Genomic DNA, 21,780 nt, shown 5'->3' with positions numbered 1-21,780 from the left:
ACTATAAAATCCAAAAAAGTCTTCATCAAAATCAAAACCTCTAATTTTCGCTTAAATCCTAAAAGTTTAAACGAGTTTTTAGAGTAAGTTTTCATCAGCGAAACTAAAATACTCTTTTTCTGTGATAATTAAATGATCTAGTACTTTTATATCTAAATTTTCTGCACCCAAACTCAGTTTTTTGGTAATGGCTTTGTCTGCAGCACTTGGTTTTAAAGTTCCTGAAGGATGGTTATGTGCCAAAATAATAGCAACAGCACCAACTTCCAATGCAGTTTTTAATACCAAACGAATATCTACCAACGTTCCTGTAATACCTCCTTTACTTAAGCGTAATTTTTTCAAGACTTTGTTTGAATTATTCATATAGATAATCCAGAATTCCTCATGAGGTAATTCACCTATTACCGGATGCATAATTTCAAAAACCATACTACTTGAGGTAATTTTTTTCTTCTCTACTTTGGTTTCTATCTGCCTTCGTTTTCCTAATTCTAATGCAGCTATAATGGTAATTGCTTTTACTAAACCGACTCCTTTAAATTTTTTGAGCTGATCATCGGATAGTTTTGCTAATTCATTCAAGTTATCATCAACTGAAGCCAATATACGTTTAGACAAGGAAACAGCACTTTCATCTTTATTTCCCAATCGTATTAAAATAGCTAGCAATTCAGCATTACTTAAAGCTGTTTTTCCTTTTGAAGCTAACTTTTCACGAGGTCTGTCATCTTTTGACCAATATTTAATAGATTGCAAATGTGAGTCTTCCATTTTTAATATATTTTTTTAAATCTACTCGTTTTACAGAAAGAAAACTAGCTATACTTTGTGAGCGTTTAAAATATTGCACAAGCGTTAATTTTGATGTTTTTATCGCTTTTTTATTATGATTAATGTACTTTTAAATACTCTTAATTCAATTTTTATGAAATCACTTTTTGACACAAATACGTATAATGAAATTCTAAGTAGAATTGATACAATTACCGCAGATTCTTCTCCTTCTTGGGGAAAAATGTCTGCAGGTCAAATGTGTACACATTGCCAAATGCCTTTAGAACTTGCTATGGGAAAGCGCGCATTACAAAGCAGTAAGAAACCTGGTTTTATGAAACGATTAATGTTTAAACTATATAAACCATTAATGTATAATGATAAACCTTGGAGTAAAAATTTACCAACTGTACGTGATTTCATTGTAAGTGACGAAAAAGAAATTTCTATTGAAAAAGGAAAGTTAGCTGAATTAGTTTCAGAATTTCATGCATGTAAAGATGTTACTGAATGGCCCGCACATCCAATGTTTGGAACGTTTACTCATGAACAATGGGGAAAAATGCAATACAAACACTTAGATCATCATTTAAATCAATTTGACGCTTAATATTTTATGAACTATCCTCCAAAACATCATCAAGAAACTCAGTTTAGTAATATTATTGAAACCATTAAACAGTATCCTTTGGCAACTTTAATTTCCGCTAAAGACAGTGAAATTTTCACAACACATGTTCCATTGATATACGATGCGACTGATGGTGAATTTGGCTCGTTAATAGGACATATTGACAAGTTTAACCCGCATGTTGAATTGCTACAAAGTAATATTCCTGCGCAAGCGATATTTCACGGACCTAATTGTTATATTTCTCCTAATGTATATAGCACGACACAGTTTCCTACATGGAATTATGTCAAAGTGCATATTTCGGCGAAAGCTACACGAATTTCTAAAAATGATGACGTAATTGCCTCTATTGGACGTATGACTTCTTTTTTAGAGACTTCTGAAAATCCATATGTTTTAGATGAAAAAAACCCGAGAGCACAAGCACTTGCAGATTATATTGTAGGTGTAAAGTTGGAGATTACTGCTTGGGAAGGAAAGTTTAAGCTTTCGCAAGATAAAACACGCAAAGACACAAACCTTGCTAAAGATGAGTTAATACAAAAAAGCCGCAACGATGTTACGGCTTTTATTAACGGCATTTTAGATAGATAACACTTAAAGTAATTAGCGGCAAGACTAATTACACCCAAACCTAAACTATTGCACATTATAAGATATTAAACGTCTCTCCATTACATGTGTACTTTGACTTGCAAAGGAACAGGTATTAAGTACTTTCCCTATTCCGTCTGCATAATAGTTTTTATCAAGTGCAGGAAGCAATTCTAAATTCGGTTCTTCCTTGGCATAAATTTTCATCCACTCACAGTCAAAATCTCCTGCGGCTGTAGAAATCATTTCATTATTTTCTCCTCTAGCAGTATATACTTGCAAGGAACCACTTGTGTATAATAGAAATTCTTGATTATTGTCTCTAGAAAATTCAACGACTCCTGTATCTGTTACAAAATAACCTAGAGAATCTCTAAAATTCACGAAACGTTCTCCGTTTGGAGCACACAAAGCTGCATTAGATTCGTTTCCAGAAGTACGTATTCTAAACTTAAAAAAAGTATTACCATTGATTTCTTCAGTGCTAATAATTTTCACAGAATCTATGACGCCAGTATCATTAAATACATTTGAGAGTGCATTTTCTCTTCGATAGTGTTTATATACCCACGAATTTCCAACACGAAGTGCATAAAAACTTTCTTCTGGTTCAGGAATAGTATTGTCGTCACTAGAACAGGAGACACAAAATAAAGATACTACTAGTGAGGCTAGTAAAATAGTTTTTTTCATAATTAGTTAATTAATATCGGTTTTAAAAAAGTAATTATGAATCTATAGTATCTTGGTTTAGTGTGTTAGTACAGTACCCAAAACGTAGCTTCTTTGAATTTAGTGTGTTTAGAATTAAATTTCTTAATACTTGCTATTCCAAAACTTGCTTAACTCACTTGGATATAACATCATCGTCAATATAACAGGAAATACAAAAGAGTGCTACACATACTAATAAAAAGGATTTTCTCATAACTTATTTTAAATTGATTGTTGAAAAAGTAATTATGAGATATAGTGTATGCGTTTTTTAAGGTTCTATATGTGTAACGTATATTTTTGTAGTTTTAGTGTATATGTTGTGTAAATGCTTCAAAATCTAATCCACCATAATTCCCTGAACTCATTAATAATAAAGCGGTTTCTTCTAAATTTTGACTGTATAGATATTCTTTAAATGCTGTTGGATCTGTGTAAATAATTAAATCATCACGTTCAAAAGCAGTTGCAATTTGTTCCTTAGAAACCTCATCTAGTTTTTTTATTTGCACAGCATGTGGCGAATAAAACACAACAGCTTTGTCAGCTGCATCTAAAGCACCTTTGTATTCTTTTAAAAATTCTACATTTAAACTACTATATGTATGTAATTCCAAACATGCCAAAACCGTTCGATCTTTATATTGTTCTTTTACTGCTTGTGTAGTTGCTTGTACTTTACTTGGTGAATGCGCAAAGTCTTTATAGACTACTGTAGAATTGTACTCGGCAATCTTTTCCAAACGCTTACTCGCACCTTTAAAGGTAGAAATAGCTTCGTAGAAATCTTCTTCATCAACACCTATATGTTGACAAATCCATTTGGCTCCAGCCAGATTGTTTAAATTGTGTTTCCCAAAAATTTCAATTGGCATCAAACCATCAGGCGTTTCTAAAAGTGTCTCACCATTTTCTATGGTATAGTTTGGTGTTTTATAGCTTAATTTACGAATTGGATTTTCAGAAGCTTCTACAACACGTACAACTTCTGCATCTTCTTCATTGTAATTTATACTTCCGCCTCTAGTGATTGAATCTACAAAGATTTGAAACTGCTCTACATAATTTTCATAGGTTGGAAATACATTGATATGATCCCACGCAATTCCACTTAATAACGCAATATTTGGTTGATACAAATGAAACTTTGGACGACGATCAATTGGTGATGACAAATATTCATCTCCTTCCAACACAATAAAATCGTTTTCTTCTGTCAAATGTACCATCGTATCAAAACCTTCTAGTTGTGCGCCAACCATATAATCAACAGCAATATCATGATAGTTTAACACATGCAAAATCATAGATGTAATGGTCGTTTTTCCATGACTTCCACCAATAACGACACGCGTTTTATATTTTGATTGCTCGTATAAAAATTCTGGATACGAATAAATAGTTATGCCTAATTCTTGTGCTTTTAGCAACTCAGAATTATCAGGTTTTGCGTGCATTCCTAAAATAATAGCATCCAAATCTGTAGTAATTTTTTCAGGAAACCAACCAAAGGCTTCTGGCAGCAATCCTTTTGCTTCCAAACGTCCTTTTGATGGTTCAAAAATTACGTCATCGCTTCCTGTAATTTGATATCCTTTTGCATGTAATGCTAGTGCTAAGTTGTGCATGGCGCTTCCACCAATAGCTATAAAATGTATTCGCATGAGTTGTAGAATTCTAAGCTGTAAAGATAAAAGGGATTTTTGGTTTTTTTAAATTGTCTTAAAGATTTCAACAAGAAAAAACTAACTTCGATACTATTAAACGCTTAAAAAAACTCAAACTACTCCTAAATGGGCAAAGAAATCAATAAAAACAAATAGAACTAGGAAATTGATATGATGATAAAAGTAGACGACATTATCACTTTAAAGAAACTGAAACATACTGATGCCTCAGCTATTTTCAATATTATTGATAGTCAACGTGACTACTTAGGGAAATGGCTGCCATTTGTTGCTTTTACCAAAGTACTTGCCGATAGTGAACAATTTGTGAATAGTGTTTTAAACACACCTATTGAACGTTTAGAATTTACATTTGCTATTCATACAAACGATATACTTATTGGTATTATTGGAGTTAAGAATACAGACAAACTGAATAAGAAAGCTGAAATTGGATACTGGCTTTCTAAGGAGTATCAAGGACAAGGTATCATTACTAAATCTGTAGCAAAACTATGTGATTTTATTTTCAATAAACTTGGCTTCAATAGAGTTGAAATCAAATGTGCTGTTGGTAATGCGCCAAGTAATGGCGTCCCAAAAAGACTCGGATTTACTTTTGAAGGAATTGAACGTCAAGGCGAATGGATTCGTGATAATATCTATTATGATATAGAAGTGTATAGCAAGCTAAAATCAGAAGAACTCAATAAATAACTTTTATTAATTCGCTATTAACTCTTTTTTATTAATAGCTTCATCAATCGCAACAGTAATATACTTGTGACTATTAAAAAACAATTTCTTAGAAGCTAGTTTAATTGTTGCTACCAAGCTTCCATCTTTCTGTTTTTTAATAGAAGTGACCTCTACCTTCTCTCCTATCACATTTGTATAATTTGCTATTCCTCCTTTTTTCTGAATCAAATTAGCTTTAGGGAAATTGATAAAATCATAACTATCATTCGCTACTTTACCAATCGTAAAAGTATCACCTACATGAACACTTTGAGCATATATAATACTTGAAAAAAGCCCCATAATGAGCACTAATAAAATCTTTTTCATGGATAATAATTAATATGATTACTACAATAAAAATAATCATAAAATTAGTTTTCTGTATTATAAAACATTAAAAATCTGAATTTATTAAAAAACAACCAAGATTCGTCGGTTAATTCAACAAATTGCTTTGTTATTCTTTATCTTTAAGAAAAGACAAAAAAGAAATAAAACTGACAAGCAAATGGAAAAAATACACCTTCAAAGTAAAGCGTTTAGATTTGAGTTGTATTCGTTCTGACTTGAATCTATTCTCTCAAAGCTTCGGTTTTCTAGAAACCATTTATATTGACGAGGTTGTTTTTTGAATAAAAACATACAATTTGTACAACAATGAACTATTTATTTTCTACTTACAGACAATACAATACTTCAAAAAAATTATATAAATTTCGAAAAACGAGTTACATTACACACATGGATTTAGAAAAAAGATATGATCTAGCAAGTAGAAAAAGACGTATTGTCGCATTTATTATTGATCATTTTATAATGTCATTCTTAATTGTTTTGCTTACGTTTTTATTTCTTGGAGCAGATTTTATGAATGCTACAAATTTCGATGAAGTATTAAATAATAGTTTATATATATTCCTTTTTAGTTTCATCCTATACAGTGCTAAAGATTCCGTAAAAGGAATCAGTATTGGAAAATGGGTTATGGGTATTATGGTTGTTGATGATAAGAGTCCAAACGATACACCTTCACTTGCAAGATTGTTTATCCGAAACTTATTTATTTTTATTTGGCCAGTTGAATTCATAATTCTTGCTTCAAGCAATGAGAAAAAAAGACTTGGAGATACAATTGCGAAAACTATCGTTGTTCAAAATCCAAATAAGCTAGCCAAACTGCCTCGAATTTCAGCTATAGCTGCAACTATAATCATCTTTTTCTTTTCTATTTTCATACTTGTAAGTTCCATCATAAAAAGTACAGACGCATACAAAGTAGCCATTAGTGAAATTGAGCAAAATCAAGAAATCATTGCAATAACTGGTGGAATAAAAGGCTTTGGAATGATGCCAACCGGAAGTATCAATATTACAAACGGAAACGGTCAAGCGGCTTTACAAATAAAAGTATTAGGAAATGAAAAAAATATAAATCTTACAGCATATCTCAGCAAGAGACCTAATGGAGATTGGAAGTTAACACAATTAAACCAACAAAATTAAAACCTACCTAACCATGAAAATCATCGACCTCTCAAAACCTATTCAATACAATAAAAATGATCCTTGGTTTATGAAAGTAAAAATAAAACATAAACCACATCGCAAAGCAAAATGGTTGATTCGTATATTAGGATTGCCGTTTAAATTATTCCCGAAAGGATTTACAGGTTGGGCAGATGATACTATTCAGAAAATGGGTGTGCATTCTACCACGCATATTGATGCACCTTGGCATTATTCGCCAACGGTAAATGGTGAAAAAGCAAAAACTATTGATGAAGTTCCGCTTGATTGGTGTTATGGTGAAGGCATTGTGATTGATATGAAACATAAAGCAGATTTTGATGCGATTACGATAGAAGACATCACAACGTTTTTAACCGAAAACAATTTATCTATTGCTCCTAAAATGATTGTTTTAATTAAAACAGGAAGAGATAAATTTAACGGAACAAAAGATTTTCATAAAATTGGTACAGGCATGAGTGCAGAAGCTACCGAATGGCTCATTGACAAAGGCATCAAAGTCATGGGAATTGATTCTTGGGGCTGGGATTTACCATTGCCACACATGCTTAAAAAAGCCAAAGAAACTGGAAATTCAGAATTATTTTGGGAAGCACATTTAGTTGGACAACGCAAAGAATACTGTCATATGGAACAATTGGTCAATTTAGACGCACTTCCCTACTCAGGTTTCAAAGTGGCGGTATTTCCGTTAAAAATTGTGGGAGCTTCTGCAGCCCCTGCAAGAGTTGTGGCAATGCTTGATTAAAAAATTTAAGAGCTATGGATAGCGAAATGAAAGGCTATTTTCTTCAAAAATGTTACAGTCAATTGCTACATAAAATAATTCTCTGTTATGTTTTTTAGAAAGAAGAAACCTCTGATTTTGATACTAAGATATGTCATGAAAAAATGTAAAAAAGAAATACTATTGACATTACGCCTATCGTCTTTTACAAATTTTCGAAAGTATTCTAAAAATACTTATTACAAGTTTAAGATTACTTGTTTCAGCTTTTTAAAAGGTTTGAGTTCTTTTTCAGTTAAGGCTTTATCAATCCACTTTAATGCTTCTTGTTTGTTGCGTTTATGTCTAAATATTTGTGCCAAACGATAATATGCCCATGATTTCGGAACTCCGTCTTTAGCCGTATAATTTTCAATATAAATGTATAAACACTTCTCTCCTTTTTCAAGTTCCAAATTATATTCTGCCGCCACTTTTCCTATTTGATAATGCAAAGCATTACGTTGATGTTTTTTGTGTGCTTCTTCAATATTTGCAATCGCTTTAGCAGGTTGTTTTTCCTTTTCGTATAAATCGGTAAGCTTTTTATAACACGTTAGTGAACCACCTATTTCAATTGCTTTTTTATAATAGCTCTCTGCTAACTCAGGTTCGTCATCATATTCATAAATGTAGCCTTTCGCTAAATAGCCATCAACTTTAGATAAATTTTCCAATTGATTGGCATATTTCATAGAAGTACGTTTGCTTCCGCCAACAATACCTGGTAATTGCATATACAACTCCACCAAAGCCCAACGTGTATCAATATGATTTGGATCAAGTTCAGCCGCCTTTTTAAACGATCGTTTAATATCGCCAATTAAACCAAGTGCTCTAAATTTATTTACACTCAAAGCCTTCATTCCCATAGCGCCACCATATTTATAATGATAATTTGCGTTGGAATCCTCCATTTCTACTAATTTTTCGTAGTTATCAATAGCTTCATCCCACTTTTCCTGATATCCGTACGCATCACCTAGAAACTCAATAAATTGTTTATTGCTTGGCGATTTTTCCAATTCCAATTGTATAATCGTAATGGCTTTAGTATACTGCTTTTTAGAAAATAAATCGGTAACTGTTTCGGAAGCTGTTTGACTCCACAAAAACATAGGAACACAAAGAAAGATGAGAAAATAGTACTTCATTCGTTTTTATATTTCTTTTACTACTAGCAGATATTGTTCCAAAGATAGTATTTCATCTGTTCATACAAAGAACTAACGATGACTTTTACATTTATAGAATTATACTATATACAATTAATCTGTTTTTGGAATGCTCTTTGTTATTTACAAAATAATAATCCATAGTTAGAACGTATTATCTTTAAAATTCTTACTTTACATACGTAAAAGATACCAACTTGGTTGTATACCAATGTAGTTATAAATCGCGTTCTATAGTGTGATCTAATTTTTAACAGAATGAAAAACATCCTTACCATATTTATGATTGTATTATTTAGTCAGTTTTCAAACGCTCAACAAGAATATTCCAACCTTTGGAAAGAAGTAGAACGTTTGGAGAAAAAAGGCTTGACTAAATCTGCATTTGAGAGAGTTTCTGAAATTTCAAAACGTGCCAAACGTGATCGAAATAATCCGCAAATCATTAAAACGTTTTTGAAAAAAGCGAGTTATCAAATGATTTTGGAAGAAGATGCGCAATTGACCATTGTGAATGACTTGAAAGCCGAAATTGCTACACAATCATTTCCATCTAAAAATATTTTACAAAGCATTTTAGGAACCATCTATTGGGAATATTTTTCAGGCAGTCGTTATCTATTTTACAATAGAACTGAAACCTCTGAAAAAGTAGATGCAAACGATTTTAGAACTTGGGATTTACAAACACTTTTTAAAGAAATACATAAACATTTTGATGCTTCGTTTGAAAATGCTACGCAATTACAAAAGCTTGATTTATCCGAGTTTGATGTAATTCTTCATACAGAAAAAGATTCAAAAATATACCGCCCAACTGTTTATGATCTTTTAGCACACAATGCCTTGAAATTTTACAAGTCGGATGAAAATAATTTAGCGAGTCCAGCCTATGCATTTGTAATAGATGATCCAGAATATTTATGCGATGCTACAATTTTTGCTAAAATGGATTTAACAACAAAAGATACATTTTCATTAGAAGCCAGAGCATTAAAAATTTATCAAGATTTAATTCGTTTTCACTTAAAAGATAAGTCACCTGAAGCTTTAATTAAAGTAAATATTGAACGTCTGTATTTTGTAAAACAAAAAGCTACGTTTGATGATAAAATTCAAAAACTTATTGAAGCATTTCAGAATGAAAAAACAACTTTTGCTTCACATCCATATTCAGGAATGTACGATGCCGAAACTGCCGTTTTGCACCAACAACAAGGTTCTTCATACAATTCAATAACAAAACCTGAACATCAATGGAGTTATAAAAAAGCAATTCAATTGTGCGATGCTGTTATCACGAAATTCCCAAATAGTATTGCTGAAAAAAAATGTAAAATCATAAAATATAGTACTGAAAAACCTAGTATCAGCATTCTTACAGAAAATTACCTTCCTATTGACCAAGCTTCAAAATTATTAGTTACCTATAAAAATACTGACAGTTTATACTTTTCTACAAGTACGATTTCATTAGCGCAATACAATCAACTTTCAAAACTATACAGCAAAGAAGATCGTTTTGAATTTCTCAAAAAACTCTCAACGCAGCAACAGTGGAATGTAAAATTACCAACAGAAAATGATTACCAATCACATACAACAGAAGTCTCTGTACCCAAACTCACAAATGGCTATCATGTAATTATCGCTTCTGAAAATCCTGACTTACAAAATGATTACTATGCTTTTGGCGTAGTACAAGTAACGAATATGGCCATAGTTCATAAAAGTACTACCAGAAACTCTATCTTCCAGTTAACGGATAGAAATACTGGAAAACCTATTGCTAATCAAGAAGTAGCGTTTAAATATTCTGAACGAAGTTCCAAAGATGAACTCACAAAAACAATGACAACAGACGCTACAGGAAGCATTGTGTTTGATAATGAATATAGTTTACGAAATGTACATATTCACATAAAAAATGCTGCTGAGACGGCTTATTTTGGTCAATATTACATCTACAAAAACAGAAGGAGTGAAAATGCTGATCCAAAAATAAATTTATTTTTCTTTACAGATAGAAGTATTTACAGACCTGCACAAACCAATTTCTTTAAAGGTATTTTGGTGAAAACAGCAGATAAAAAATCTACTGTGTTATCAAATCGAACTGTTATTGTTACGCTTCATGATACTAATCATCAAGAAGTTTCCGAACAAACACTTGTTACCAATGAATATGGTTCTATAAAAGGTGAATTCATCTTACCAAACTCTGGACTTACTGGAAATTTCTCATTGCAAGCATATGTAGAAGGTTTTGGTGATGTTGGAAGCACCTATTTTTCTGTGGAAGAATACAAACGTCCAAAATTTGAAGCAAACTTTCTTCCTGTAAAGGAAAGCTACAGTGTAAACGATGAAGTTATCGCCAAAGGAACTGCCAAAGCATTTGCAGGAAGCAATATTTCTGATGCAAAAGTAAGTTATACAGTAAAACGTACGCCACGTTATCCTGTTTGGGCATTTTGGAGACGTCCATATGTACCAAGTACATCACAACAAATAACTTCTGGAGAAACTACTACAGATGCTACAGGAAACTTTGAAGTTTCGTTTAAAGCAATTCCAGACGCTTCGGTAGATAAAGAATTGTTACCAATATTTGATTACGAAGTTTCAGCAAATATTACAGATATCAATGGAGAAACCAGAAGTGCAAAAACGACTATTCGTGTAGGATATCATACGCTAACTGCCAATATCAATATTGATAGAAAATTAGACGCTACCAAAAGAACGCATACACTAGAAGTAATTACTAAAAATTTAAATGGTGAAAAAGTTACTGCTAAAGGAACTGTTACCATTCATAAGTTGCAAGCTCCAGATCGCGTGTTACGTCAACGTCCTTGGCTAGTTCCAGATTATAAAATGATTTCAGAGGAAGAGTTTAAAACAACATTTCCACACGATGCGTATACACGTGAAGAAGCAGATTATAAAAAATGGGCAAAAGGCAAACAAGTATTCAGTAAATCATTTGATACTAAAAATGATTCCATCCTTGAACTTGGAAGAATAAAACGTTGGGAATCTGGAAAATATATTGTAGAACTCAAAACTACAGATGCCAATGGCATGGAAATAAAAGACATGGTATATACAAATGTCTGGAATAAAAATGATGATTTTACTGCTGACAAAAAGTTATTAGATGTATCTATTGATAAAGATTCATACATGCCAAATGAAACTGTTGTCCTAACCTTAGCTTCTGCTACCAAAGATATGCATGTAACTATTGATATTGAAAAAGATCACGAAATTGTCAATACGTATATCATTTCTTTAGAAGATGGAAAACAACAAGTAAAAATTCCTGTATTAAAAACGGATGAAGGTGGTTTTAAAATTCATTGTACGGCTACTGTTTTTAATAGTATTGTTTCACAGGTGATTTCTGTTGTTGTAGCATATCCACCATCAGAATTACAAATTGAAACCACTACATTTAGAGACAAATTAAAGCCAGGACAAGAGGAAACATGGAGTTTCCGTATCAAAGGTTCAAAAGGAGAAAAAGTTGCAGCCGAATTGTTGACAAGTATGTATGATGCTTCTTTAGATGAATTTAAATCACATCAATGGGAATTTTCTCCACTCTACGAACCTGGATATTATAGTTCTGTAGGAATTAATGGTTCTCAAAGTTTTGGAACATCAGGGTTTACACAATATCATAGTTATAAATCTAAATATTACGATACGCAATCCTACGATAAATTGAATTGGTTTGGTTTCCGAATGCAAAATGCCAGAAATCAATATCTAAGAAAAAATGTTTTAAGAGCAAGTCAAAGAGTTGAATCGACATTACAAGGTATTGCAGCTGGAGTTGAAGTTGTAAATGATGCCGAAGAAGTTGAAGCCATGGCACTAATGGATGCTGATGAAGGATCTCAAAATGCTAATTTTAAGGAGAAGGATAGTACTACTTCTCTGGGCAGATTAGCTGGTGGATTTTTTGAAGAAGCAGAAGAAAACAAGACAGCAAGTATTATTCCTCGTAAAAACTTGCAAGAAACCGCTTTTTTCTTTCCACAATTACAAACAGATACAGAAGGTAATGTTTCATTCAGTTTTACTACACCAGAAGCATTGACAAAGTGGAAATTACAATTATTAGCACATACGAAAGACTTACATTCGGCAACGAAATCGTTAACAACCGTGACTCAAAAAGAATTGATGGTATTGCCAAATATACCTCGTTTCTTACGTGAAGGCGATAAGATTGTAATTAGTAGCAAGATTTCTAATCTTTCTGAAAATAACTTAACTGGAGAAGCTTCGCTAGAATTGGTTGATCCTATTACTGGAAATGACATCAATCCTGCATTATTTCCACGTACCGGAAACCCAAAACAAGCATTTTCGGTGGATGCCAATGGAAACACACAAGTGTCTTGGACCTTATATATCCCGAAAACGATTCAAGCTATTCAGTATACTATTATTGCCAAAGCTGGTGCATTTAGTGATGGAGAACAAGGTGCATTACCTGTATTATCAAATAGAATGTTAGTGACAGAAACACTACCAATGTGGATTCGTTCCAACGAAACAAAAACATTTACATTAGACAAACTTTCAAACACAAATTCTAGCACATTACAACATCACAAATTGAGTTTGGAAGTAACTTCTAATCCTGCTTGGTATGCTGTGCAAGCATTGCCATATTTAATGGAATATCCATATGAATGTGCAGAACAAACGTTTTCTCGTTATTATGCAAACGCATTGGCAAGTCATATTGCAAATAGCAATCCTAGAATTCAAGAAGTGTTCAATCAATGGAAATCTTCGGATGCTTTATTGAGTAACTTAGAGAAGAATCAGGAATTAAAATCTTTACTGATTCAAGAAACACCTTGGGTTCGCGATGCACAATCAGAAACGGAACAGAAGAAACGAATTGCACTATTGTTCGATTTAAATCGAATGAAAAATGAACAATCAAATACAATTAGTAAGTTGCAACAAATGCAGTTATCATCGGGTGGTTTTCCTTGGTTTTCTGGCGGACGCGCGAACCGATTTATTACACAACATATTATTGCAGGTTATGGACATTTAGACAAACTTGGCGTACGTATTTACGATTCAGAAAAAGCGTCTACGATTATTGAAAAAGCCATCGCATATTTAGATGCTGAGTTTATAAAAGAATATCATGACATTCGTAAGTATGATAAAAAAGTAGATTTATCTAAAGATCATTTGTCGTATTCACAATTGCACTATTTATACATGCGAAGCTTCTTTCCACAATTTGAAATGTCGAAAGAAGCATTGAAGATTTCTGACTATTACACAGGTCAAATTACTAAATATTGGCTCAACAGAAGTTTGTATGCAAAAGGCTTAATGGCATTGGTTTCGCACAGGTATAACAACCCAAAAACAGCTAATACAATTATACGTTCATTACAAGAGAATAGCATAACAAGTGACGAATTAGGTATGTATTGGAAGGCAAATACGTCTTCTTGGTACTGGTATCAAGCACCAATTGAAACACAGGCATTAATGATAGAAGCTTTTTCCGAAATTTCACAAGATATCACCACAATTGATAACTTAAAAATTTGGTTGTTAAAGAATAAACAAACCAATCGTTGGTCTACTACCAAAGCGACTTCGGATGCTGTATATGCATTATTATTACAAGGAAGCGATTGGCTCTCAGTAACAGACATGGTTGATATTACTATTGGAGATCAAAAAATTTCGCCAACTACCTTAGAAAATGTAAAAGTAGAAGCAGGCACAGGATATTTTAAAACGTCTTGGAATGGAAACGAAGTAAAACCCGAAATGGCAAAAGTAACCTTAACTAAGAAAGGAAAAGGAATCGCTTGGGGCGGATTGTACTGGCAATATTTTGAAGATTTAGACAAAATCACAACGGCTGAAACATCTTTAAAGTTGAGCAAAAAATTATTTAAACGTACGTACGGAGATACTGGAGAAATATTAACCGCTATTGACGAAAACAGTAAATTAGAACTGGGAGATTTAATTCGTGTTCGAATTGAACTACGTAATGACAGAGCTATGGAATTTGTTCATATGAAAGATATGCGCGCTGCTGGTTTGGAGCCAATCAATGTGTTATCTCAATACAAATGGCAAGATGGTTTAGGTTATTATGAAAGTACGAAAGATGCTAGTACGAATTTCTTTTTTGACTATTTACCTAAAGGTGTTTTTGTATTTGAATACGATTTACGTGTAAATAATATTGGAGAGTTTTCTAATGGAATTACAACTATTCAAAGCATGTATGCACCAGAATTTAGCAGTCATAGTGAAGGCGTAAGGATTAAAGTGGATTAGTTTGATGATTTGTTGATTCACTAATTTCATTATAAAAAATACAAACACACGTCAGACCGAGTGAATTTGCGAAACAAATTTATATTGAGAGCTGCTCGAAAATAATACATTTTATAAGTACTTCTCAATACAATTCGCTTTAGTGAATCACTCGAAGTGATGATTCTTGTTATTAAAATTTCTAAAAAGTGAGACTGAAAACTGAGGAACTGTCAATTCGTTAATTTGATAATTGTTTATCAAAACTCTGCCGATTACCCCTATTTTATTTAGATTCTCTACAAAGTCAAGTATAAATACTTGCGCTTCCGTATAATACACCTGTATTTCACTTTGAGCGAAAATACACTAGTCTAAGATGTAATAAAGTTACAACTTTACTATATCAAACAAACCATATTTAGTAATCATTTTTTTAAAAGCAAATTATTATGAGTACATCAACTTTAATTTTAGCCCCAGGAACAAATGGTAATGCACAAGTAACACCTAGTAAATTTCCTGCACAAATTGAACTTACATTTGAGCCACAAGCACAAGCAGAAGCATTTTACGGTCTTGATGGACAACAACCTTCAATTCCTTTATACCCAGGAGAAAGAAAAATTGTTACGGTTAACGTGAACTCTTTACAATTACAATATAGAGTCAATAGTGGACAAGCAAAACTTCAATGGGAATTACAATAGTTCCTAAAATTTTATAAGAATAGAGACATTTTCTTGGAAAAAGGAAATGTCTTTTTCTTTATAGAGAATTCACATGTTTTTCTTCATGAGCTAACAACCAACGTTTACGTTCTACACCTCCATTATAACCTGTAAGCTTACCTTTTTTACCAATGACTCTATGACACGGAATGATAATAGATATACGATTGCAACTATTTGCTTTGGCAACTGCTCGCACCGCTTTTGGATTGTTAATTTTTTGCGCTTGTTCTTGGTATGAAACTGTTTGTCCGTACTGAATGGTTTGCAATGCTTTCCAAGTTTCTTTTTGAAAATCAGTTCCTGGCATTTCTATTTGTACATTGAAGTTTGTTAGGCTTCCTTCAAAATATGCTTTTAGTTCTTTCTTTGCTTGTTGAATGTGTTCGTTTTCACCAATGATAATATTCGCATTGAGCAAACGTTGCAACTCTTTGAATGCCGTTTCTAACATTTCTTTGTCTATAAATTCTAATAAACAAATGCCTTTATCTGTTGCACATACAAACATAGGCCCTAAAGGTGTGGTAAATCTGTGAATGAGAATAATGGTTTTGTCAATACTTTTTTGAGGAGATTTTCCAATGAGTTTTTTATAGGTATATCCAAATCCACTTAATGACTCATAACCTGTATCAAAAGCAGTATGAGTTGCATTTTTTCCTTTTTTTAATTCCAAAAATGCATTGTTGATCCGATACATACGTTGATATGCCTGAAACGTCATTCTGTAATTTTTGTTGAACCATCTTCGTACTTTTTCAGGACTAATATTACGTTCTCGCAATTGATCATCCGTAATTTTTTCTTTGGGATTTTCTTTTACAAGTTGAATCGCTGTTTCGACTTCTTTTGGAGCTTCGTTTGCGTTTTCTGTTGGCTTGCATATTTTGCACGGACGATATCCATTATCTAAAGCTTCTTTGAAAGATGTGTAGAATTCTACATTTTTCAATTTCGGCTTACGCGCTCTACATGTTGCAATACAAAATACAGATGTTGTTTTTACACCCACAAAAAAGATTCCGACAAAACTTTCGTTTCGTTCTATCAGTGCTTGGTAGTATTCATGTATCTTTTCAGTTTCTGTGATTAACATCTTAAAAGATTGCGTTAAACGATTGGCTTTTGACAATTTCTTTGGTCATTTCTTCATAGTAATCGTACATATTATCAAATAGAAAATTCCCCATACTAATTCGTTTCACGCCAAGTTGTTTCAAGATATTAAAATTTGGGAGTTTTGGCATGCACAATACATTAATTGGTAATTTTGTCGTTTCAACCATTTGCTTAATAGCTGCTTCATTTTCGATACAAGGTATAAATATTCCCGAAGCGCCTGCATTTTCGTATTGTTGTATGCGTGTCTGAGTTTCTTCCAACACATTGGTAACATTTAATAAAAAAGTATCCGTACGGACATTTATATAGATTTTAATGTTTTCTTTTTGAAGTTGTGTTGTGATCGTTGAAAGTGTTTTTGCAAAAGCTTCCGAAGCTAACAATTGTCGTGTTCCAGCTACAACAATACTATCTTCTATGTTGATGCCGACAACACCCAAATAGTATAGTTTTTTAATATGTTGTACGATTTCTATCGGATTGCGACTATAACCAGCTTCTAAGTCTACAGATAATGGAAGTTTCGTGTTTGAAGCAATTCGTTTCACGATGTATTCTAATTCAGAAAAACTGAGTTCTTCTCCATCGTTGTAACCTAATAATGAAGCAATTGCTGCACTTGACGTTCCAATGGCTTTTGCTTTTAGTTTCTCTGCAATTTTTGCGCTTGGCACATCCCAAACATTATAAATTAGTAAAGGGTTTTCTTGATTGTGTAGGTTTTTAAATTCCATCTTTGCCTTGTTTTATACAAAGAACTCAAGATTAAAATTTGACAGCAACCGAAAATTGAACATGTATTTTTTAATTTCTGTCTTTATTTTACTGAACGCTATTTATTACCATTTTTAATGGTGCTCATGATAGCATCTATTTCTGCTTGAGAAATATTGTATTCTTCGTAAAAATCTGACAATGTATTTTTATATAATCTGTTTTGCTGTTTAGATCTTTGATTATGTGCAGTTAATGATTTTTGATACTCTAGATCATTACTATCAATTGTATCTTCCAGCGTTTTTAAGAATTTAATACCAATTTCATTGAAGTCTTTTGTAACTTCTATTTGTTTGATCGTTGCATTAAATAATTCTTTGTTAGGAGATAATTCTTTGTAACTATGTAATAACGCTAATTGCTCAGTTGCTATTTGATTAACTTCTTTTGAAATTTTATTGATTGTGACAAAATCTGACTTATCAAAATTGTTTTTGTCTTGTTCCGATTTTTTAAGAATACTTCGTAAATACGGATTTCGCTGATTAAATTTACTTCCTACAAGTTCAACCGCATTTAAACTATATTTTAGTTCTTTAAGTGTATTTTCTCGTGATTGTTTCGTTTCACAACTTAAAAATAAGACTAAAACTGTAAGCACTATAACTATATGTCGTTTTAAAAATTTCATGATTTTATCTTAATAATATTCTATTTCAAAAGTAGTTTCTTTATGAATTATTTTTTCGCCACCAATATAATAATAAGATGTAATGTTTTTTGGATTTCCTTTTTCATCATATACATATTCGTATCCAACTTCTAGTTTTTGTAGCTGATCATTACCATAAAACTGCAAAATTCCGTTCACTAAGTGTAATTTATCATTTTTATCAAATACAATTGTATAGTCTTCTTTTTCGTCTCCATTTACGGTATTAAAAGCGCTTATTTTCTTTGTTTTTGAATATTGAAATGTTCCAGTTTGTATGCTATTCATAGATTCTACTTTGGGAAAATCTATATATTTCTGTGCATCTATGGAAATAGAATTATCATAATAATCATATAAATAACGCTTATAATGTGTTTGAAATTTTTCTATCCTGCCATCTTTGAGATATGTGTAATTTGTTTTGTAAATATCTATCACTTCCCCAAATTTATCATAGAATATTTTACTTTTTACACGTCCGTTTTCATAGGTAACTCGCTGCAATGTTTTGTCTTCAAACTCACTTCGCCAAAGTGTTGTTGATTCATCATTTTCGTTGTATTCTTCTGCTATTAAACTTTCAAATGTTTTAATTTCTACCAAGCGATCTTTTATATCATATACATACGAAATGCTATCATTATTGTTAAAAAAGGCAACCAAACGGTCATTTTCATACACATATTTATCATCTCCTTTTTCTTCATATTCATATCCCAAATCATCATTTAATTCATTTTTGATAATTTTTATGGTCAGATTTCCTTTCTTTTCAATAGTAGCTTTTGGCGCTTCTAAATGATTTGTTACTTCTTTTGAATTTTCTATTCCAAATGAATACCCACGCAATACCGTTTTTTCAAATTCTCCCTTTGTATTTACATACATTGTTGATTTTTCCAAGGTTACTACATCTACTCCTTGTTCATATTCTTTATAGGTACGAATCACTTTTTTTACACGTCCGTTATACTTTGCAGGATTTGAAATTTGTTCGTTGTCTAAATTATTATAGAATGCTTTTTCTGGTGAAGTTAATGTTGGCTTTTTAAATTCTTGTGCGTGTATATTCGCGAAAGCGTAACAAAAACAAAAGAAACTGAAGATGGTATTTTTCATAATATGATATTCCTTACTAAGGTAAAGTTTTTTGTACTAACAACTTGGATTTCTACTTTGTTCAATATTTTTTAGTAAAATACTAACTTGAAAACTCACCAATATGCCACAAAATACCCGAAGGATCATAAACAAAAAACTCATTTCCCCAATCATTGCAACTGATTTCAGTGACACGAACATTTTCATATTTTTGGTCAAGTTGTAACGATTTAATAGTTTTTAGTTGAGTTTCTAAGTCATTTACTTCTATAAAAATCATTGAATTTTCAATCCAATCTTTTACATATGCATCTTGTAAATAGAAGCCAAAATCCCCCATTTTAAAATATGACATTGTTGGAAATACTCTTATTTCTTCAAAACCAAAATCATGATAAAATCTTCTGGAGATTTCATAGTTTTTTGCTCCAATAAATGTTCTAATAGACTTTACATGTTGTTTCATAAGATCCGTATTTTTATCCAAGTTTTAATTGTTCGCCAGTTTCAATGGAACGAATGACTTTATGATTTAGTATGTGCCCAATTTTGATTCCGGGACTTGACGTTCTTGGTTTTGTGCCATCACCATACGTTGTATTTCCATACATGAATAAAATACCAAACTTAGTTTTATCCGTTTGTGATTTCCAATACACCACATCTCCAACTTCAAAAACTTCTTTTTCTTCCCCATTAAACGGAATATCCAACTCATATTGATAAAAAAATACTTCGCCTTGAATATGTGTTGCAATTCCTTCTAAAGCAGTATTCGTTTTAATTTGATTAATAATTCCACAAGATTCATCCCAAACGATTTCTAGAGTTTTAGTTTCTGTATGTAAAATTGATTGCATAAAAGGGTATGATTTTTTTAAAAAGTGAAAGTTTACTCACTGAAAAGGATTGTTCACGTATTGGTTGTTTTATGAATCTGAAAGATACGATAGTTTTGAACTGTAATCAAACAAATTCAGCATACATCAAAAATTATACTATATGAAATCAACTTTACTATTTGGATTATTTTTAAGTTTTTCAATCTGTTGCTTTGCGCAAAAAGTTACCATTACAGGAACTGTGTATGATGCATATAAAAACACTATTCCGTATGCAAATGTAATCGTTAAGAATACTCCCAAAGGCGTTATCACTAATGAAGAAGGACAGTTTTCAATTGCTGTTGATCCAACTGCTGTTTTAGAAGTTTCATATGTAGGTTTTGAAACACAGGAAATTTTCGCTGGAAAACACAATCAAGTTTCAATTATTTTAGAACGCAATATTGAAGAATTAGATGCTGTCACAGTAGTTGGGTATTCTTCCTATTGTAGATCCAACCTGATGTATTGTACACTTGTCACCGTTGAACCGGGCGATGTATACTCATATTCTGATGGAGCGTTTGATCGGATTTCAAGCAAACAACGGATCACTTCATTATTCCCAAATCCTTCTGCAAATGGTTTATTTCAGCTACAGCTGGATAAAACATATGCGTATATTTCGATTGAAGTATACAATATGAATGGTCAGTTATTACAAACTACAACACATTCTAATCTTGCTAAAATTCCACGAATTAATCTTTCCAATCAACCAAAAGGCATGTATTTGGTTCGTGTGAAGGCTGATGGGAAATTGTTAGAAACCAAGAAAGCTGTGAGAATCTAATTTTGTTATCTTTTATTATTTCTCTGTAGGCAGGAATCCATCTAGAATTTGAATAGATTCCGCGTCAGATGCAGAATGACAAAACTAACAACTACGTTATTATCTCCGACTCCAAACGTTCTTCAATAACTTGATCATCTTTTTTATATACGAAATACGAATGATTTTCACCATCTATCGACATCGCTTTAACAGGTTTTCCATCCTCAAATACAATTCCTGATAAGTCATCACATGCATAACCATCTGTTAAAATTCCTTTAGCAATATTACTATGAAATAAAGGACGACGAGACGCTTCCGAATGGTAATGTGGGCAATGACTGAACGGTAAAAAGTTAAAACCTTCCACAAACGTGAGTTGCTTAGGTCTGGAATCTGTAAATCCACCATTAAACCAACACAATGAACCTGCGCTTCCGCCTGCTAATACAATTCCTTTTTGATACGCTTTCATTAATGCTTTATCAATTTCATGTGCTTTTAGTAAGGTCATCATGTTTAAGGTATTTCCGCCACCAACAATGATAGCGTCCATTTCCAGTAACATGTCTTCAAATTCCCAATCTTGCGTACTAGAATTTATCCAAACTTTTAAGATATGTGGTTCTACTTCCAAATTATGACACAACTCATACCAATAATTGATATACCAAAGTGCATCGCCTGTTGCGGTTGGTAAAAAGCAAATACGTGGTTTCTGTTTTCCTGTAAGTTTGGCTGTATATTTTACAAATTCTTGATTGACTTGTCCGCCGTAAACGAATAATGTTGGTATGTTCATGT

Annotated in this window: 20 protein-coding genes; 8 read left to right on the top strand and 12 right to left on the bottom strand. The window is 32.3% G+C overall.

Annotation, left to right across the window (positions count from 1 at the left end; all coding sequences use genetic code 11):
* Positions 1-78: 78 nt before the first annotated feature.
* Positions 79-774, bottom strand: a complete 696-nt coding sequence (gene radC, locus Q0828_RS14390) for a DNA repair protein RadC (RefSeq protein WP_298422349.1) — start codon at positions 772-774, stop codon at positions 79-81.
* Positions 775-928: 154 nt separating this feature from the next.
* On the opposite strand from radC, the gene Q0828_RS14385 reads away from it, so the two are divergent.
* Positions 929-1,387, top strand: a complete 459-nt coding sequence (locus Q0828_RS14385) for a DUF1569 domain-containing protein (RefSeq protein WP_298422346.1) — start codon at positions 929-931, stop codon at positions 1,385-1,387.
* A 6-nt stretch (positions 1,388-1,393) separates the two neighbouring features.
* Complete coding sequence (locus Q0828_RS14380; RefSeq protein ID WP_298422344.1) at positions 1,394-2,005, top strand: FMN-binding negative transcriptional regulator; 612 nt, start codon at positions 1,394-1,396, stop codon at positions 2,003-2,005.
* A gap of 45 nt (positions 2,006-2,050) precedes the next feature.
* On the opposite strand, the gene Q0828_RS14375 is transcribed toward Q0828_RS14380, so the two are convergent.
* Together Q0828_RS14375 and Q0828_RS14370 are read right to left on the bottom strand one after the other, a co-directional pair.
* Positions 2,051-2,698: a hypothetical protein gene (locus Q0828_RS14375; protein WP_298422341.1), complete on the bottom strand. Its 648-nt coding sequence runs from the start codon at positions 2,696-2,698 to the stop codon at positions 2,051-2,053.
* Positions 2,699-3,027: 329 nt separating this feature from the next.
* Positions 3,028-4,383 carry a Mur ligase family protein gene (locus Q0828_RS14370; RefSeq protein WP_298422338.1) on the bottom strand — a complete coding sequence of 452 codons (1,356 nt, stop codon included), beginning with the start codon at positions 4,381-4,383 and terminating at the stop codon, positions 3,028-3,030.
* Between the two features lie 174 nt (positions 4,384-4,557).
* Between Q0828_RS14370 and Q0828_RS14365 the strand changes: the two genes are divergently transcribed.
* Entirely contained in the window at positions 4,558-5,103 is a 546-nt protein-coding gene (locus Q0828_RS14365) for a GNAT family protein (RefSeq protein ID WP_298422335.1), read from the top strand.
* Positions 5,104-5,109: 6 nt separating this feature from the next.
* Here Q0828_RS14365 and Q0828_RS14360 read toward each other — a convergent pair whose 3' ends face one another.
* The gene (locus tag Q0828_RS14360) at positions 5,110-5,454 is read right to left on the bottom strand and encodes a dihydroorotase (RefSeq protein WP_298422332.1); all 345 of its coding nucleotides are present in this window, start codon (positions 5,452-5,454) and stop codon (positions 5,110-5,112) included.
* Between the two features lie 330 nt (positions 5,455-5,784).
* Between Q0828_RS14360 and Q0828_RS14355 the strand changes: the two genes are divergently transcribed.
* Together Q0828_RS14355 and Q0828_RS14350 are read left to right on the top strand one after the other, a co-directional pair.
* Positions 5,785-6,630, top strand: a complete 846-nt coding sequence (locus Q0828_RS14355) for an RDD family protein (protein WP_298422329.1) — start codon at positions 5,785-5,787, stop codon at positions 6,628-6,630.
* Positions 6,631-6,643: 13 nt separating this feature from the next.
* The gene (locus Q0828_RS14350; RefSeq protein WP_298422326.1) at positions 6,644-7,405 is read left to right on the top strand and encodes a cyclase family protein; all 762 of its coding nucleotides are present in this window, start codon (positions 6,644-6,646) and stop codon (positions 7,403-7,405) included.
* Positions 7,406-7,623: 218 nt separating this feature from the next.
* On the opposite strand, the gene Q0828_RS14345 is transcribed toward Q0828_RS14350, so the two are convergent.
* Positions 7,624-8,577 carry a tetratricopeptide repeat protein gene (locus tag Q0828_RS14345; RefSeq protein WP_298422323.1) on the bottom strand — a complete coding sequence of 318 codons (954 nt, stop codon included), beginning with the start codon at positions 8,575-8,577 and terminating at the stop codon, positions 7,624-7,626.
* 279 nt (positions 8,578-8,856) lie between these two features.
* Here Q0828_RS14345 and Q0828_RS14340 point away from each other — a divergent pair, with 279 nt between their 5' ends.
* A complete protein-coding gene (locus tag Q0828_RS14340; RefSeq protein ID WP_298422320.1) occupies positions 8,857-14,949 on the top strand; it encodes an alpha-2-macroglobulin family protein in 6,093 nt (2,030 codons plus the stop codon).
* A 431-nt stretch (positions 14,950-15,380) separates the two neighbouring features.
* Entirely contained in the window at positions 15,381-15,638 is a 258-nt protein-coding gene (locus Q0828_RS14335) for a hypothetical protein (RefSeq protein WP_298422317.1), read from the top strand.
* Positions 15,639-15,696: 58 nt separating this feature from the next.
* Here Q0828_RS14335 and Q0828_RS14330 read toward each other — a convergent pair whose 3' ends face one another.
* The 6 genes from Q0828_RS14330 to Q0828_RS14305 form a co-directional block, all read right to left on the bottom strand.
* Positions 15,697-16,758 (bottom strand): methylated-DNA--[protein]-cysteine S-methyltransferase, encoded by a 1,062-nt coding sequence (locus tag Q0828_RS14330; protein ID WP_298422314.1) that lies wholly within the window; start codon positions 16,756-16,758, stop codon positions 15,697-15,699.
* Between the two features lies 1 nt (position 16,759).
* Entirely contained in the window at positions 16,760-17,518 is a 759-nt protein-coding gene (locus Q0828_RS14325; protein ID WP_298422310.1) for an isocitrate lyase/phosphoenolpyruvate mutase family protein, read from the bottom strand.
* A 98-nt stretch (positions 17,519-17,616) separates the two neighbouring features.
* Positions 17,617-18,192, bottom strand: a complete 576-nt coding sequence (locus tag Q0828_RS14320) for a hypothetical protein (protein ID WP_298422307.1) — start codon at positions 18,190-18,192, stop codon at positions 17,617-17,619.
* A gap of 9 nt (positions 18,193-18,201) precedes the next feature.
* Entirely contained in the window at positions 18,202-19,335 is a 1,134-nt protein-coding gene (locus tag Q0828_RS14315) for a hypothetical protein (protein WP_298422304.1), read from the bottom strand.
* A gap of 82 nt (positions 19,336-19,417) precedes the next feature.
* Positions 19,418-19,783: a glyoxalase gene (locus Q0828_RS14310; protein ID WP_298422301.1), complete on the bottom strand. Its 366-nt coding sequence runs from the start codon at positions 19,781-19,783 to the stop codon at positions 19,418-19,420.
* A 13-nt stretch (positions 19,784-19,796) separates the two neighbouring features.
* On the bottom strand, positions 19,797-20,177 hold the full coding sequence (locus tag Q0828_RS14305; RefSeq protein ID WP_298422299.1) for a cyclophilin-like family protein: 381 nt from the start codon (positions 20,175-20,177) through the stop codon (positions 19,797-19,799).
* Between the two features lie 142 nt (positions 20,178-20,319).
* Here Q0828_RS14305 and Q0828_RS14300 point away from each other — a divergent pair, with 142 nt between their 5' ends.
* On the top strand, positions 20,320-20,994 hold the full coding sequence (locus Q0828_RS14300; RefSeq protein WP_298422296.1) for a carboxypeptidase-like regulatory domain-containing protein: 675 nt from the start codon (positions 20,320-20,322) through the stop codon (positions 20,992-20,994).
* 91 nt (positions 20,995-21,085) lie between these two features.
* Here the strand turns inward: Q0828_RS14300 and Q0828_RS14295 are convergent, their stop codons facing one another.
* Positions 21,086-21,778 carry a peptidase E gene (locus Q0828_RS14295; protein ID WP_298422293.1) on the bottom strand — a complete coding sequence of 231 codons (693 nt, stop codon included), beginning with the start codon at positions 21,776-21,778 and terminating at the stop codon, positions 21,086-21,088.
* Positions 21,779-21,780 lie beyond the last annotated feature (2 nt).

Origin of the sequence: uncultured Kordia sp. (genome assembly GCF_947496985.1) — a bacterium.
Taxonomy (GTDB): Bacteria; Bacteroidota; Bacteroidia; order Flavobacteriales; family Flavobacteriaceae; genus Kordia.
The sequence above is the reverse complement of the archived record's forward strand: the minus strand, read 5'-3'. Positions and strand labels throughout refer to the sequence as shown.